The sequence below is a fragment of the Enterobacter sp. RHBSTW-00994 genome (assembly GCF_013782625.1).
In the GTDB taxonomy this organism is placed as follows: Bacteria; Pseudomonadota; Gammaproteobacteria; order Enterobacterales; family Enterobacteriaceae; genus Enterobacter.
The window spans coordinates 1,817,443-1,833,054 of sequence record NZ_CP056199.1 but is presented as its reverse complement, the minus strand read 5'-3'; the positions used below and the strand labels follow the sequence as shown (position 1 = coordinate 1,833,054).

The window sequence follows — 15,612 nt, the reverse complement described above, 5'->3', positions numbered from 1 at the left end:
AATGAAAAAATGGTCACGCCACCTGCTCGCGGCAGGCGCGCTCGCACTGGGTATGAGTGCTGCACACGCGGACGACAGTAAAACACTCTATTTCTACAACTGGACCGAGTATGTGCCGCCAGGTCTGCTGGAACAGTTCACCAAAGAGACGGGCATTAAGGTTATCTATTCCACTTACGAGTCGAATGAAACCATGTACGCCAAGCTCAAAACCTACAAAGATGGCGCTTACGACCTGGTCGTCCCGTCGACCTACTTCGTCGACAAGATGCGCAAAGAGGGCATGATTCAGAAGATCGACAAAACGAAGCTGACCCACTTCAACAATCTCGATCCCGAGATGCTCAACAAACCGTTTGATCCCAATAACGACTATTCCATTCCTTACATCTGGGGTGCGACAGCCATTGGCATTAACAGCGATGTCATTGATCCGAAAACCGTCACCCGGTGGGCCGATCTGTGGAAGCCAGAATACAAAGGCAGCCTGTTATTGACCGATGACGCCCGCGAAGTGTTCCAGATGGCGCTGCGCAAACTCGGTTATTCCGGTAATACAACGGACCCAAAAGAGATTGAAGCGGCGTATAACGAGCTGAAAAAACTGATGCCAAACGTAGCAGCCTTTAACTCCGATAACCCGGCAAACCCCTACATGGAAGGCGAAGTGAATCTGGGTATGGTCTGGAACGGGTCTGCATACGTCGCGCGTCAGGCGGGTACACCGCTGGAAGTGGTGTGGCCGAAAGAAGGCGGGATTTTCTGGATGGACAGCCTCTCTATTCCGGCAAATGCGAAAAACGTTGAGGGTGCACTGAAGTTGATCAACTTCCTGCTGCGTCCGGAAATTGCTAAGCAGGTGGCTGAAACCATCGGCTACCCAACACCGAATCTGGCCGCACGTAAGCTACTAAGCCCGGACGTCGCAAACGACAAATCGCTCTATCCGGATGCCGACACCATCAAGAACGGTGAATGGCAAAATGATGTTGGCGATGCAAGCCGTATCTATGAAGAGTATTACCAGAAATTGAAAGCGGGCCGCTAATCCGCTTCCCTTGCGCCTCACCCCCCCCCAGGGGTGAGGCCAGGTTAGTTGACGGTATTCTCTCCGGCCCAGATCGTTGCTGTACGCATAGCCTCAACAACATCATCATCCGTCAGCCCCAGCACGGCACACATTTGAGCGGTTTTATCCCAGTGTTGCTGTTCATAATCGCGACACAGCGTCACGATATCAGCCAACCGTCCTTTCTGCTGACACAGCGCTTCACTCACGCTCTGTGGAACCGCAATTTGCTTCATCAGCTCTTCAATGGGTAGCTCAAGGATAGTATCAAGCAGAGAGAACAGCCCACACAGGAACGCGTTCTCAGCCAGAGACGGCTCATTCATCTTCCCGGCAATCAGCTCGCAGAATTTCCCTCGCATCATACTCAGCGGATAAAGCTCGCTCACTTTGTCATTACCTGCCGAAGCCAGCACCACGACCGCAACAAAGCGCCGAAGCTGATTCTCTCCGAGATACATGAGCACTTCACTCAACGTTAACTTGCTGAAGTTATAGATGCCAGCGTGTTTAAATGCGGTATGTTTCATATAACGCATGATTTTGTAGGACAATGTCAGATCGGTTTTAATCAATGACTCGATAATGCGAAAATCGGGTTTATTGCGTCCCACTTCCATCTGCAAACGAAAAATCGCCAGCTGATTTTGTGATAATCGCCTGTATTTTATTATCTCTGGTCGGCAAAAGAAGTATCCCTGAAAGAGAGAAAACCCTGCATCACGGTACTTATTAAATTCCTCTTTAGTCTCAACTTTTTCAGCGAGATACTTAATATCCCCCATCATGTTTTCACGTTGACTTAGATAATCTTTAATTTGTTCAAGCGTATTATTCCTTACGTCAAATTTCAGAATGGAAATATACGGTAAAAAGATGTCCCATTCTGGAGCCAGGGTGAAATCATCCAGTGCAAAGCGATATCCACGAGCACTCATCGCTTTAACTGCCTGAAGAAGCGCCTCTCCCGGCTCAGCATCTTCAAGGATTTCAATAACAACACTGTCTTTGTCTAACGCTTCGGCGCAGTGATTAATCACCATCTGGAAAGGGAAATTGATAAATGAGGTATGTGTTCCGGCGATCCGGGCCGCCGGAACACATAAGAACTGATCAGAAATCATCCTGGATGTTGCATACTCCGCAGATACATCCGGAAAACGATTATTCATTCCATCCCTGAAAAGTAACTCATACGCAACCGTATTCATATCCCTGTCAAAAATGGGTTGCCTCGCGATAAATGCATACATATACCGGCCCCCTTATTGATTTTTAATTATTAGCATCTTCTTTCTTCAAAAGTATAACGAGCAACTTTGGCTGCTATTTTGATATGATGCACAAAAAAAATAACAACCACACTTATTAACCGGGTAATGGATTTAAGAAATTTAGATTAAATAATCGCGACGCTATACAGAAACTCGGCCCATTATCCGATAAATGATCTGTACATGCCAGGCATGGACGACATTATGGGAGAAGGGTATGAAAGATGTCATGGTTCGCAAAAAGAAAATAAAAGTTAAGACATTGATGCTGTTGTCTATTTTTATCACCGTCACGCTGGGGTTCACCGCGACGATCGGTTTTATGATGTGGCAGTGGATGTCGCAGCAAGAGGTGCTGGCAAAAAAACATGTCCAGCAGATTGCCCAGGTCCAGTCTTTAGAAGTCAGCAAGCAGATGGATTCAGCTCTGGCGGCTGCTCAGGATATCGGGAACAGCGCCCTTGCACTGCATGATGCCGGAATAGTTGACCGTCAGGGGCTAAATCACCTGCTCACCCATTATCTGGCGGCGCACCCTCATTTTTTGTCGATGTCGATGGCCTTCGAACCTAACGCTTTTGATAATAACGACGCTTCTTTTGCCGGCCAGAGTGGCGAAGATCCCGCGGGACGCTATGCGCGATACGTTGACCGGGACGGTGCAGGCAAACCCGCACTCCACCTGCTAACCGACTACGAAACACCCGGTAGTGGCGATTACTATCTGCTGCCAAAACAACGACAAAAAGATGTCATCATCGAGCCTTATATTTATCCCTACAATGGCGTGGATGTAATGCTCACATCGATTGCAGCTCCCATCATGCGTGAGGGACAATTTCTCGGGTCCGTGACATCAGACTTCTCTCTGGCGACGCTGCAAAAAATGATTAGCGCCATTAAACCCTGGAACGGAACAGGTTATGCCTTGCTCCTGTCGGCCGGACATAACGTTGTCTTCAGCCCGGAGAAGAACGACATTGCCAAACCTTATCGCGGCACAGTTTCAGGGAGCGAGGTCTTACGTTACACCGACCCACTGCTAAAAGAAGACGCGTTTATTACCTGGCAATCCATCAACATTGGCAATAGCCAGACTCCGTGGAAACTGGCAATTATCACACCAGTCAGTGAAGTGATGGCTGAAGCCAGACAATTCCTGATGAAGGCCATCGGCCTGATGATATTGAGCATCCTGGCGGTAAGCCTGGTGATGGCCCAGATCTTCACCCGTAAGGTTGACCGTCCCGTTGGCGGAGAACCATCGGAGGCCTCAGAGATCGCTCTGGCAGTGGCCAGAGGCGATCTCAATAACACGATCCCCGTTCGACGCGGCGATAACAGCAGTATTTTCTATGCTCTGCATACCATGCAGGCCCAGTTAAAACGTATTGTCGATAGCATTAATGACGCCAGCCATTCCGTACATGGTGGAACCAGTGAAATTGCAGCGGGCAATCTCGACCTCGCTTCCCGTACAGAAGAGCAAGCCGCTGCTATTGTCCAAACGGCCGCAAGCATGGAAGAGATTTCCGTTACGGTGAAAAATAATGCCGACAACGCGCACAAGGCGACACGCCTGACGGATAAAGCCGCATCTATTGCCGGTCATGGTGAAACACTGGTCAATGAAGTGGTGGATGTCATTGCCCGAATTGACGATAGTGCGCGCAAAATTGGTGAAATAAACAGCATTGTGGATGGGATTGCGTTTCAGACCAATATCCTGGCGCTCAATGCCGCCGTTGAAGCCGCAAGAGCCGGAGAACAAGGCCGGGGCTTTGCCGTTGTGGCTGGTGAAGTTCGCAACCTTGCGCAGCGTAGCGCCGATGCGGCAAAAGAGATCTCACATCTCATCGCAGAGTCATCGGGTCGTGTCAGTAAGGGCGTTGAACTGGTCAATGAGACTGGCGGGATGATGAAACAGATCATCGAGGCGGTGTCGCACGTGCATCTGGTGATCAATGAGATCGTACAGGCGCTGGATGAACAGACCCGAGGGATTAATCAGGTCAGCACTGCGGTTAATCAGATGGACAGCACCACACAGCAGAATGCCTCGCTAGTACAGCAGATTTCGGCTGCCGCGATGTCGCTGGAGGAACAGGCAAAATCACTGGAGAAAACGCTGGCATTCTTTAATTCGTAAGCAGTGAGATAAAAAAAAGCACCCGACTTTTGGGTGCTTTTGCTTTCAACAGGCATCAGACAAATAAACCGTCACAGCCCTTTCAGAAGTTTGTCCACAAACGCCGGGACGACGTCACTTGCCAGACCGTAGTGCTTCTCTTCAAACTCACTGCCAACCTGGCTGGGTTCCAGATTCAGCTCCACGGTATGTGCGCCCTGTAATCGCGCTTCATGAACAAAACCGGCCGCCGGATAGACATGCCCTGACGTACCAATGGCGATAAATACATCCGCCATTGCCAGTGCACTGTAAATTTCATCCATTCCCAGCGGCATTTCACCGAACCACACCACATGCGGGCGCAGTCGCGCGGGAAACTGACAGCAGTGGCATTTATCATCGGTCAGGACGTCATCAGTCCAGTCCAGAACCTGGCCGCTCCAGGAACAGCGTACCTTCAGCAGTTCACCGTGCATATGGATGATGTTGCGGTTTCCGGCGCGTTCATGCAGGTTGTCGATATTTTGTGTCACCAGCAGAAAACGATCACCCAGCGCCTCTTCCAGCCTGGCGAGTGCCAGATGAGCCGCATTAGGGGCGATTTCCGGCTGTTGAAGCTGACGACGTCGCGCATTATAAAACGCCTGAACCAGTTCAGGATCGCGGGCAAACCCTTCCGGCGTCGCGACATCTTCAACGCGGTGTTCTTCCCACAAGCCATCGGCCGCACGAAACGTTCGAATACCTGATTCTGCGGAGATCCCTGCCCCCGTCAGCACCACGACTCTTGGTTTGTCCATTGATTCTGGCATCGTCCTGTCTCTGAAAAAAATCCGCTGACGCAAGCGCTCACGCAAACGGCGTTTATTTTTACGAAAACGGCTGAGTCGACCTAACCGACGCGACAGCATAGTAACCTCGTAGACTAATCGGTGAGATGAAGGAACGCGGCTCCACGCATTCCTCCCGCATCCCCGTGTCGCGCTCGTTCAATACGCGGCACGCGGGCGACCGGCAATAAATGTCGGGGCAGACGCCCGGACAACTGTTCCGTGATCGCTGTAAAGTTTGACAACCCGCCCCCAATAACCAGCAAATCAGGGTCGACGATGGTCAGGATATTGCCCAGACAGACCGCCAGCAGATCGAGATAACGCTCAACATGTTCGCGCGCCTGCTCATCGCCTTGCTCCCACAACGTGATGATTTGTGGCGCGTCAAGTTTCTGATGATAGAAGTGTTCGTATAGCCATGCAAACCCACGACCAGAGAGATAATTCTCAATACAGCCATGCTGGCCACAGCCACAGCGTGTGAGCGGAAAATCACGCCCGACCACCTCCAGCGCATCCACTGGCAGGCGGATATGGCCAAATTCACCGGTAATGTAACTGCGCCCGGTAATCGGTTTGCCGTTAAAAACAATGCCTCCCCCAACGCCCGTACCGAGGATCAGCCCCATCACCAGAGGATACTGGCGAAACTCATCATCCCAGGCTTCAGAGAGGGCAAAACAGTTGGCATCGTTATCTAAACGGACATCGCGTTCAAGAAGGGCGGAGAGATCGGCACGCAAGGGTTTGCCGCTGGCCGCCGGAACGTTGGCGGCGTAAAGTGTTCCGTCGTCTGTTTCTGGCATCCCAGGAATGCCAATGCCGACAGAGCCTTTCACGCCAAAGCGCGAATCGGCTTGCGCCACCAGCGTCGCAATGGCTGTCAAAAACGCATCATAGCTTTCGCGCGGAGTGGGAACGCGGGTTTCCCACTGTAATTTGAGGTCGTCATCAAATACGCCCAACGCAATTTTAGTGCCGCCAATATCAAATCCATAATACATAACGCATTCCTCTTTCTGATTTAGCGGCCCGAAAACCGCTAAACCATGACGTAATTACTGGCCACTTAGCACCCTCGCCGGATCAATCCGGCTTGCGCGACGCGCTGGATACCAGCTTGCCAGCAGACTCAGTAAAAGTGCTGTAACCAGCACATAAATAACGTCCAGCCAGTGTAATTCTGATGGCAGGAAGTCAATAAAATAGATATCACCCGACAGGAACTGATGGCCGATGAGCTTTTCAATACCGTTGATGATCGGGGTAAGCTGTAGCGATACCACCACGCCAATCACCACGCCGCAAAGGCTGCCAAACAGCCCCGCCAGCAAACCATACCAGACGAAAATGGCGCGAATAAGACCGTCTTTCGCCCCTAAGGTACGCAACACGGCAATATCGCCACTCTTGTCTTTGACCGCCATCACCAGCGTCGACACGATATTGAAGCATGCTACGCCGATCACCAGCACCATCGCCAGATACATGATGGCGCGGATCATCTGGATATCACGGTACATATAACCATATGTCCCGATCCAGCTCTTGATGTAGACGTAGTTATTCGTCACGCCGCCCGCATCCCGCACCAGTTTATTGGCGTTAAAGACATCATTCACCTTGATGGCAATCCCCGTCACGCTATCGCCCATGTCCAGATACTGGCGCGCGTCCTCCAGCGGAACCATGGCAAAACTGTGATCGAGCTGACCGCTGAGTTGCAAAATACCGGTCACATGGAGTCGGACACGTTTAGGCTGCTGTAATTTATGGTCGGCACTGGCGTTAGGGATCATGATCGATACCCAGTCACCCTGCTTCACTTTCAGGGCATCTGCCACGCCTTTGCCCATAATGATCTGTTGCTCACCAGGCTTAAAATTCGCCCACGCGTCATTCTGAACATATTTTGGTAATGCGCTTAAACGTTCTTCCTGTTGTGGATTAACCCCTTTCACCTGAATGGCACGCAGGTTTACACCGCTCTCCACCAGCCCGGTAAAATTGATATAAGGAGCGGCCGCAGCAATGCCGGGCACTTTTTCCACCTTCGCCAGAGCCTCACTCCAGTTTGTCCAGGGCTGGTTCACCGGCTCGATTTCACCGTGTGGTACAACCGCGAGAATACGGTTATTGAGCTCACGCTCGAAGCCGTTCATGGCACTCAGTCCCATGATTAACACCGCCACGCCTAGCGCGATCCCGACGGTTGAAATGACGGAGATCAGCGAGACCATGCCGCCACGACGACGGCCACGGCTAAAACGCAGGCCGATGAGTAACGATAACGGTGAAGCCATTACTCCGCTCCCATCAGCGTCAGTTCCGCATTCAGATGGCCATCACGCATCTCAAGCTGACGTCCCATTCGTTTTGCCAGTTGCAGATCGTGCGTCACCACCAGGAATGCCGTTCCTTGCGAAGCGTTCAGCTCGCCCAGAAGCTGGAAAATACTGTCCGCATTGCGCGCATCCAGATTACCCGTAGGTTCATCTGCCAGCACCAGGCGCGGAGTATTCACCAGCGCACGAGCAATGGCGACACGCTGGCGTTCGCCCCCTGACAGCTCGGATGGACGGTGATTTCCACGATGCCCAAGCCCCACAGCTTTCAGCATATCGCTGGCACGGGCGTTAATTTCTGCTGGTTTCTTTTTGCCAATCAACAACGGCATTGCCACGTTTTCAAGCGCGGTGAAATCGGGTAATAAATGGTGGAACTGATAGATAAAACCCAGCTCGCGGTTACGTAACTCGGCCTTCGCCGTCGAGGACATTTTGCTCATCGGCTGACCAGAGAAAATAACATCACCGGAAGTCGGCGTATCCAGCCCGCCCAGCAGGTGCAGTAAAGTACTTTTGCCGGACCCTGAGCTGCCGACAATCGCCATCATCTCCCCTTCCCCCACGCTGAAACTGACATTATGCAAAACATCAGTCTGCACATTGCCTTCCTGATAGCGTTTGGACAGGTTGTCGCATTGCAACAGGATCTTATTCATAACGTAAAGCCTCAGCGGGTTGAGTGGCGGCAGCGCGCCAGGAAGGATAAAGCGTTGAAAGCAGCGCAATGGCCATCGCAGCCAGTGCGATCCCGATCACCTGCAACGGTTCGATAGCAACCGGCAATGCCGCGCCATCAAGCAATGCGCCAATGATCGGCATTAAATTATTAAGCTGACTGGCAAGCAGCGCCCCCAGAACAGCACCGAGCAGTGCACCAATGATACCTGCGCTCGCCCCCTGCACCATAAACACGGCCATGATCTGGCGAGGCGTTAGCCCCTGGGTTTGCAGAATCGCAACTTCGCCCTGTTTTTCCATCACCATCAGCCCCAGCGACGTGATGATATTGAAGGCCGCCACCGCGACGATCAGGCTCAACAGCAGCCCCATCATGTTTTTTTCCATACGTACGGCCTGGAAAAGCTCGCCTTTACGCTCACGCCAGTCCTGCCATTTCGTCCCTTCAGGCAGCGTCTGCTGGCTAAGCACATCCACCTTGAGCGGTGCATCGAGCCATAGCCGCCAGCCGGTAATGTTTCCAGCCGGATAGCGCATCAGGCGCGACGCATCCTGAATGTTGACCAGCATCTGATAGCCATCGACTTCACTGTTAGCCGCGAACGTGCCAATGACGTTAAACAGACGCTGGCTTGGGATCCGTCCCATCGGGGTAAACTGGCTGGCCGACGGAACCATCACACGCAATTGATCGCCACGATTAACTCCCAGCTGCCCGGCAAGCTGCTCGCCCAGAATGACGTTGTACTTACCCGTTTCCAGGTCCGTTTGTTTAACGTTAACCAGATACGGCGTCAGTGGGTCCTTTTGAGCAGGATCGATACCCAGCATTACGCCCACCGCAACACTGCGCGCGCTTTGCAGCACCACATCACCTGTTGTTAACGGCGCAACACGCGTAACCCCTTGCAATTTTACTGCGCTTTCAGGCAGTTGCTGCGGGTTAACGGAACCAGAGGAAGACGAGAGAACGGCCTGCGGCATTAGCCCCAGGATATTGTTTTGCAGCTCGCGCTCGAAGCCATTCATGACGGAGAGAACCGTCACCAGAGCCATCACGCCAAGCGTAATGCCGATGGTCGAAAGCCAGGAGACAAAGCGACCGAAACGGTCCGCTGCGCGCCCACGCATATAACGTAAGCCTATGAAGAGTGCGACAGGTTGATACATGAAATCCGTCTGTTTGCTGATAGCAGACCCACGATTATATAAGCGAATCTATGAAGCGTAAATGACTGAAACCGTAAGCTTTGGTAATCATCTCGTCGAAAAAACCAGATAAATCATAGTGCTATCTGCAGATTCCGCGACACATAACCTCCACCTTTTCTGAAAATCGTGCTGATACAGACTGTTACCCATTACAACCCCTCCCCCTTCACCCAGGATTAACGGTTCGTTTATGGCAATACAGGTATCGGTTCCCGATGAAACAAAAAGCATTATGGATTAATCAGATAAAAGGGCTGTGCATCTGCCTTGTGGTAGTTTATCACTCAGTGATCACCTTTTATCCTCACCTTAGCGGGTTACAACACCCGATGTCCGGCCTCCTCGCCAAATGCTGGATCTACTTTAACCTCTATCTCGCCCCATTCCGCATGCCCGTGTTTTTCTTTATCTCCGGATATCTGATACGCCGCTATATTGATGACGTAGGCTGGCGAATCAGCCTGGATAAGCGGATCTGGAGCATTGTCTGGGTACTGGCACTGTGGGGAGTCTTGCAGTGGCAGGCGCTGAGTCACCTGAATGACTGGCTGGCCCCTGCCCGCCAACTGGCCACCTCATCCAACGCGGCCTATGCCGACTCAGTGAGCGGTTTTCTTTTGGGCATGCTCACCGCCAGTACCAGCCTGTGGTATCTGTACGCCCTGGTGGTCTATTTCCTGTTGTGCAAAATGCTGAGCCGCTGGAAGTTGCCGCTGCTGGGAATTCTGGCCCTGGCAAGTATTGCGATTAACATCCTGCCCCTTCCCTGGTGGGGAATAAACAGCGTGGTGCGTAACATGATCTATTACAGTCTTGGCGCGTGGTATGGCGCACAGCTTATGACCTGGATGAAGAACATGTCGCTGCGCCAACGCAGGCTGTCTATTACCCTTTTCGCGTCAGCATCGGTAATGCTTTGGTTTGCAAACATCCCGATCCTGCTCTCTCTGCTGTCAATCGTACTGATCATGAAACTCTTCTACACCGTTGAGCTGCATTATGCTGTACGGCCCAATACTCTGTTCAATGTCATCGGCTCGAACACCATCGCCATTTACACCACCCATCGAATTTTAATTGAGGCATTTAGTCTCATCCTGATCGGTGAATTGAATGCAGCCTCCTGGCCCATTTGGGCAGAGCTGACGCTGATTGTTCTCTATCCTTTTGCCAGTCTTCTGATTTGCACCCTTGTCGGGCTCGGCGCGCGCAAGCTCTCCACGACCCTGTTTGGTGATGTTTTCTTCTCACCCCCCGCCCGCCTCTCCCCGGCACAGGCTTCCTGATAATCCAGCCTTTCGCCCTCTAGCGAGGGCGTGTTTGCCTCTCGTGCGGTTGTGGTTTGCTAATGTAAAACGATCGAGGATAATAAAGACATTGCGTATCAGTGATATGCCCCAATACTGTGGTATACCCATAAGAGATTCTGACATAGCCATGCCTGAACACTATCGTTATTCCTTGCCCGGCAAAGCGGGTGACCAACGCCAGTTGGGAGAACTCACCGGTGCGGCCTGTGCCACGCTCGTTGCCGAAATCGCGGAGCGGCATCCAGGTCCCGTGGTGCTGGTCACCCCGGATATGCAAAATGCATTACGCCTGCACGATGAAATCCGCCAGTTCACCGATAATCTGGTGTTCAGCCTGGCCGACTGGGAAACACTCCCATACGACAGCTTCTCCCCGCATCAGGAGATCATCTCCTCGCGCCTCTCCACGCTGTATCAGCTTCCGACCATGCAGCGTGGTGTATTGATTGTTCCGGTGAATACTCTGATGCAGCGCGTCTGTCCGCACAGTTATCTGCATGGACACGCCCTGGTGATGAAAAAAGGCCAACGCCTGTCCCGCGACGCTCTGCGCGCGCAACTCGACAGTGCCGGTTATCGTCACGTCGACCAGGTGATGGAGCACGGTGAATATGCCACCCGCGGCGCATTGCTGGATCTTTATCCGATGGGGAGCGATCAGCCCTACCGTCTGGATTTCTTCGATGATGAAATCGACAGTCTGCGTGTATTTGACGCCGACACGCAACGCACGCTCGAAGAAGTAGGATCCATCAACTTGCTGCCGGCTCATGAGTTTCCGACAGATAAAACCGCCATCGAGTTGTTCCGTAGCCAGTGGCGCGACAAATTCGATGTGAAGCGTGATGCAGAACATATTTATCAGCAGGTCAGCAAAGGCACTCTGCCTGCCGGTATTGAATACTGGCAGCCGCTGTTCTTTAACGAGCCACTGCCAGCCCTGTTCAGTTATTTCCCGGCCAATACGCTGATTGTAAACACCGGAGATGTGGACAACAGCGCCAGCCGCTTTGAAAGCGAAACCCGCGCACGTTTTGAGAACCGTGGCGTGGATCCTATGCGCCCGTTGTTGCCACCAGAACAACTGTGGTTGCGTAGTGATGAGCTTAATACTGAACTCAAACGCTGGCCGCGTATCCAGCTCAAAACCGAAACCCTTGCAGATAAAGCCGCCAACACCAATCTGGCGTTCCAGAAGCTTCCCGATTTGGCGGTTCAGGCACAGCAGAAATCCCCGCTGGATAACCTGAGAAAATTCCTTGAAGCCTTTACCGGGCCGGTGATTTTTTCTGTTGAAAGCGAAGGCCGGCGTGAAGCGTTGGGTGAACTGCTTGGTCGCATTAAGCTCGCGCCGAAGCGGATTTTACGCCTGAGCGAAGCCACCGATAATGGTCGCTACCTGATGATAGGTTCGGCTGAACATGGCTTTATCGATACGCTGAACAACCGGGCGCTGATTTGTGAAAGCGATCTGCTCGGCGAACGGGTAGCACGCCGCCGCCAGGACAGTCGCCGCACTATCAACCCGGACACGCTGATCCGTAACCTCGCTGAGCTTCATCCGGGCCAGCCAATTGTTCACCTCGAACACGGCGTAGGGCGTTACGCTGGCATGACAACCCTTGAAGCCGGAGGCATCAAAGGCGAATACCTGATGCTCACCTATGCCAACGACGCCAAACTGTATGTTCCAGTGTCATCGCTACACCTGATTAGCCGCTACGCAGGCGGTGCAGAAGATAACGCCCCCTTGCATAAACTGGGCGGCGATGCCTGGGCGCGCGCGCGGCAAAAAGCGGCGGAAAAAGTCCGTGATGTGGCAGCGGAACTGCTGGATATTTATGCCCAGCGAGCCGCGAAAGAGGGATATGCCTTTAAGCATGATAAAGAGCAATACCAGTTGTTCTGCGACAGCTTCCCGTTTGAGACCACACCGGATCAGGCACAGGCCATTAATGCCGTATTGAGTGATATGTGCCAGCCCCTGGCTATGGACAGGCTGGTGTGCGGTGATGTTGGCTTTGGTAAAACCGAAGTGGCGATGCGTGCTACCTTCCTGGCCGTTGAGAATAACAAACAGGTTGCGGTTCTTGTGCCAACGACGCTGCTTGCCCAACAGCACTACGACAACTTCCGCGACCGTTTTGCCAACTGGCCCGTACGGATTGAAATGCTGTCACGTTTTCGCAGTGCCAAAGAGCAGACGCAAATCCTGGAACAGGCCAGCGAAGGGAAAATTGATATTCTGATCGGCACACACAAGCTGCTGCAAAGCGACGTGAAGTGGAAAGATCTGGGGCTGCTAATTGTCGATGAAGAACACCGTTTCGGGGTGCGTCATAAAGAGCGGATTAAAGCGATGCGCGCTGACGTCGACATCCTGACGTTAACCGCAACACCGATCCCACGTACGCTGAATATGGCGATGAGCGGAATGCGCGATCTGTCAATTATCGCCACGCCTCCGGCACGTCGTCTGGCCGTTAAAACCTTTGTTCGCGAGTACGACAGCCTGGTCGTACGCGAAGCCATTCTGCGTGAAGTGCTGCGTGGGGGACAGGTGTATTACCTGTTCAACGACGTAGAAAACATCCAGAAAGCGGCCGACAAGCTGGCAGAGCTGGTTCCTGAGGCCCGCATCGCCATTGGTCACGGGCAAATGCGCGAGCGCGAACTGGAGCGGGTGATGAACGATTTCCATCACCAGCGGTTTAACGTGCTGGTCTGTACCACCATTATTGAAACCGGTATCGATATTCCGACGGCCAATACCATCATTATTGAACGGGCCGATCACTTTGGTCTGGCACAGCTCCACCAGCTGCGCGGCCGCGTCGGGCGTTCGCACCACCAGGCCTACGCCTGGCTGCTGACGCCACATCCAAAAGCAATGACCACCGACGCCCAAAAACGTCTGGAAGCCATCGCCTCGCTGGAGGATCTGGGCGCAGGCTTTGCGCTGGCTACGCACGACCTTGAGATCCGCGGTGCAGGTGAATTGCTGGGCGAAGATCAAAGCGGCTCAATGGAAACCATCGGCTTCTCGCTCTATATGGAGCTTCTGGAAAATGCCGTTGATGCCCTTAAAGACGGACGTGAACCGTCGCTGGAAGATCTGACCAGCCAGCAGACCGAAGTCGAGTTGCGGATGCCTTCCCTGCTTCCGGATGATTTCATTCCGGATGTCAACACGCGTCTTTCGTTCTACAAACGGATCGCCAGCGCGAAAAACGAAAGCGAGCTGGAGGAGATCAAAGTGGAGTTAATTGACCGCTTTGGTCTGCTGCCAGATGCCGCCCGAAACCTGCTGGATATCGCCCGTCTTCGCCAGCAGGCACAAAAACTGGGGATCCGTAAACTCGAAGGGAATGAAAAAGGCGGTGTGATTGAGTTTGCCGAGAAAAACCACGTCAATCCAATGTGGTTGATTGGCCTGCTCCAGAAACAACCTCAACATTTCCGGCTGGACGGACCAACCCGTCTGAAGTTCACCCAGGAACTGGCAGAGCGCAAAACCCGCATGGAATGGGTTCGCCACTTTATGCGTCAACTGGAAGAGAACGCCATCGCTTAACCGGCTCAGCCTATGCCCCCGGTAACACAGTGATACCGGGGGTTACAATTTACAAACTCTTTGCAATCCACCTGGATTTCCCGACACTCCCATTCGCCATAATTATCATTACCCCCTTAGATAACAATAACCTCATTATTTATATGGATTATGGTGATGATGACACCTTCACGTTTTACTCGCTGGATAACCTTGTTTGCGCTGGCCGCTACGGTGGCGATTGCGCTTCCTGCACGCGCTAACACCTGGCCACTTCCCCCGTCGGGGAGTCGGGTGGTGGGCGAAAACCGTTTTCACGTCGTTGAAAACAATGGTGGTTCACTCGAAGCGATTGCAAAAAAATATAACGTCGGATTCCTGGCGTTACTGCAGGCAAACCCGGGCGTTGATCCCTATGTTCCCCGCGCAGGAAGCGTGCTGACCATTCCGCTGCAAACGTTGCTTCCTGATGCGCCACGCGAAGGCATTGTGATCAACCTTGCTGAACTGCGCCTTTATTATTATCCGCCGGGCAAGAATGAAGTCACCGTCTACCCAATAGGTATTGGCCAGTTGGGTGGCGATACGCTGACGCCAACAATGATCACAACGGTCTCGGATAAACGGGCTAATCCAACATGGACACCAACAGCGAACATCCGCGCCCGTTACAAAGCGCAGGGTATTGACCTACCGGCGGTTGTTCCCGCAGGCCCGGATAACCCAATGGGGCATCATGCTATTCGCCTCGCCGCCTTCGGAGGCGTGTACCTGCTGCACGGCACGAATGCCGATTTTGGTATCGGTATGCGCGTAAGTTCTGGCTGTATTCGCCTGCGTGATGACGATATCAAAACGCTCTACAGCGTGATCACACCAGGGACAAAAGTGAATATTGTGAATACGCCGATCAAGGTGTCTGAAGAACCTGATGGCACGCGGTTGGTCGAGATCCACCAACCATTGTCGAAAAACATCGGTGACGATCCGCAAACCCTGCCGATTACCCTGAATGACGCGATGTACCGCTTTAAAAACAGCGCCGGTACAGAAGGTGACGTGATGGAGCGAGCAATGGAAGCGCGTTCTGGTATGCCAGTGGATGTGACCCGGCATCATGATATTGCTCAGCAATCCCTGTAAGGCACGACGATAAAAAAAGGCCCCGCGCAAGCAGGGCCTTTTTTATTGCAGTGGCATAAAT

Annotated in this window: 11 protein-coding genes; 5 read left to right on the top strand and 6 right to left on the bottom strand. The window is 52.6% G+C overall.

Annotated features, from left to right (window positions below; all coding sequences use genetic code 11):
* The first annotated feature begins 1 nt into the window (after position 1).
* Positions 2 to 1,048, top strand: coding sequence for a spermidine/putrescine ABC transporter substrate-binding protein PotD (gene potD, locus HV346_RS08630; protein WP_181623098.1), 1,047 nt, complete (start codon positions 2 to 4; stop codon positions 1,046 to 1,048).
* 44 nt (positions 1,049 to 1,092) lie between these two features.
* Here the strand turns inward: potD and HV346_RS08625 are convergent, their stop codons facing one another.
* The gene (locus HV346_RS08625; protein ID WP_181623097.1) at positions 1,093 to 2,322 is read right to left on the bottom strand and encodes an HDOD domain-containing protein; all 1,230 of its coding nucleotides are present in this window, start codon (positions 2,320 to 2,322) and stop codon (positions 1,093 to 1,095) included.
* A gap of 238 nt (positions 2,323 to 2,560) precedes the next feature.
* Between HV346_RS08625 and HV346_RS08620 the strand changes: the two genes are divergently transcribed.
* The gene (locus HV346_RS08620) at positions 2,561 to 4,492 is read left to right on the top strand and encodes a methyl-accepting chemotaxis protein (protein WP_181623096.1); all 1,932 of its coding nucleotides are present in this window, start codon (positions 2,561 to 2,563) and stop codon (positions 4,490 to 4,492) included.
* Positions 4,493 to 4,563: 71 nt separating this feature from the next.
* On the opposite strand, the gene cobB is transcribed toward HV346_RS08620, so the two are convergent.
* Genes cobB through lolC form a run of 5 tightly spaced genes read right to left on the bottom strand, consistent with a single transcriptional unit; the run spans position 4,564 to position 9,503 of the window.
* On the bottom strand, positions 4,564 to 5,385 hold the full coding sequence (gene cobB / locus HV346_RS08615) for a Sir2 family NAD+-dependent deacetylase (protein WP_181623095.1): 822 nt from the start codon (positions 5,383 to 5,385) through the stop codon (positions 4,564 to 4,566).
* Between the two features lie 14 nt (positions 5,386 to 5,399).
* Positions 5,400 to 6,311, bottom strand: a complete 912-nt coding sequence (nagK, locus tag HV346_RS08610; RefSeq protein WP_181623094.1) for an N-acetylglucosamine kinase — start codon at positions 6,309 to 6,311, stop codon at positions 5,400 to 5,402.
* A 54-nt stretch (positions 6,312 to 6,365) separates the two neighbouring features.
* Positions 6,366 to 7,610, bottom strand: a complete 1,245-nt coding sequence (lolE, locus tag HV346_RS08605) for a lipoprotein-releasing ABC transporter permease subunit LolE (RefSeq protein WP_181623093.1) — start codon at positions 7,608 to 7,610, stop codon at positions 6,366 to 6,368.
* Positions 7,610 to 8,311: a lipoprotein-releasing ABC transporter ATP-binding protein LolD gene (lolD, locus tag HV346_RS08600; protein ID WP_181623092.1), complete on the bottom strand. Its 702-nt coding sequence runs from the start codon at positions 8,309 to 8,311 to the stop codon at positions 7,610 to 7,612. Before lolD ends, lolE begins: the two co-directional genes overlap by 1 nt.
* Complete coding sequence (gene lolC, locus HV346_RS08595; protein WP_181623091.1) at positions 8,304 to 9,503, bottom strand: lipoprotein-releasing ABC transporter permease subunit LolC; 1,200 nt, start codon at positions 9,501 to 9,503, stop codon at positions 8,304 to 8,306. Before lolC ends, lolD begins: the two co-directional genes overlap by 8 nt.
* Before the next feature lie 257 nt (positions 9,504 to 9,760).
* Between lolC and HV346_RS08590 the strand changes: the two genes are divergently transcribed.
* The 3 genes from HV346_RS08590 to HV346_RS08580 all read left to right on the top strand — a co-directional run bounded on the left by HV346_RS08590 (position 9,761) and on the right by HV346_RS08580 (position 15,551).
* On the top strand, positions 9,761 to 10,831 hold the full coding sequence (locus tag HV346_RS08590) for an acyltransferase family protein (RefSeq protein WP_181623090.1): 1,071 nt from the start codon (positions 9,761 to 9,763) through the stop codon (positions 10,829 to 10,831).
* A 151-nt stretch (positions 10,832 to 10,982) separates the two neighbouring features.
* Positions 10,983 to 14,429 carry a transcription-repair coupling factor gene (gene mfd, locus HV346_RS08585; protein ID WP_181623089.1) on the top strand — a complete coding sequence of 1,149 codons (3,447 nt, stop codon included), beginning with the start codon at positions 10,983 to 10,985 and terminating at the stop codon, positions 14,427 to 14,429.
* A 156-nt stretch (positions 14,430 to 14,585) separates the two neighbouring features.
* Entirely contained in the window at positions 14,586 to 15,551 is a 966-nt protein-coding gene (locus HV346_RS08580) for a L,D-transpeptidase family protein (RefSeq protein ID WP_181623088.1), read from the top strand.
* Positions 15,552 to 15,612: the final 61 nt, after the last annotated feature.

Bases quoted from the DNA above. Each gene is read 5' to 3' on its own strand.
- potD (WP_181623098.1), top strand. From the start codon at position 2: ATGAAAAAATGGTCACGCCACCTGCTCGCGGCAGGCGCGCTCGCACTG.
- HV346_RS08625 (WP_181623097.1), bottom strand. From the start codon at position 2,322: ATGTATGCATTTATCGCGAGGCAACCCATTTTTGACAGGGATATGAAT.
- HV346_RS08620 (WP_181623096.1), top strand. From the start codon at position 2,561: ATGAAAGATGTCATGGTTCGCAAAAAGAAAATAAAAGTTAAGACATTG.
- cobB (WP_181623095.1), bottom strand. From the start codon at position 5,385: ATGCTGTCGCGTCGGTTAGGTCGACTCAGCCGTTTTCGTAAAAATAAA.
- nagK (WP_181623094.1), bottom strand. From the start codon at position 6,311: ATGTATTATGGATTTGATATTGGCGGCACTAAAATTGCGTTGGGCGTA.
- lolE (WP_181623093.1), bottom strand. From the start codon at position 7,610: ATGGCTTCACCGTTATCGTTACTCATCGGCCTGCGTTTTAGCCGTGGC.
- lolD (WP_181623092.1), bottom strand. From the start codon at position 8,311: ATGAATAAGATCCTGTTGCAATGCGACAACCTGTCCAAACGCTATCAG.
- lolC (WP_181623091.1), bottom strand. From the start codon at position 9,503: ATGTATCAACCTGTCGCACTCTTCATAGGCTTACGTTATATGCGTGGG.
- HV346_RS08590 (WP_181623090.1), top strand. From the start codon at position 9,761: ATGAAACAAAAAGCATTATGGATTAATCAGATAAAAGGGCTGTGCATC.
- mfd (WP_181623089.1), top strand. From the start codon at position 10,983: ATGCCTGAACACTATCGTTATTCCTTGCCCGGCAAAGCGGGTGACCAA.
- HV346_RS08580 (WP_181623088.1), top strand. From the start codon at position 14,586: ATGATGACACCTTCACGTTTTACTCGCTGGATAACCTTGTTTGCGCTG.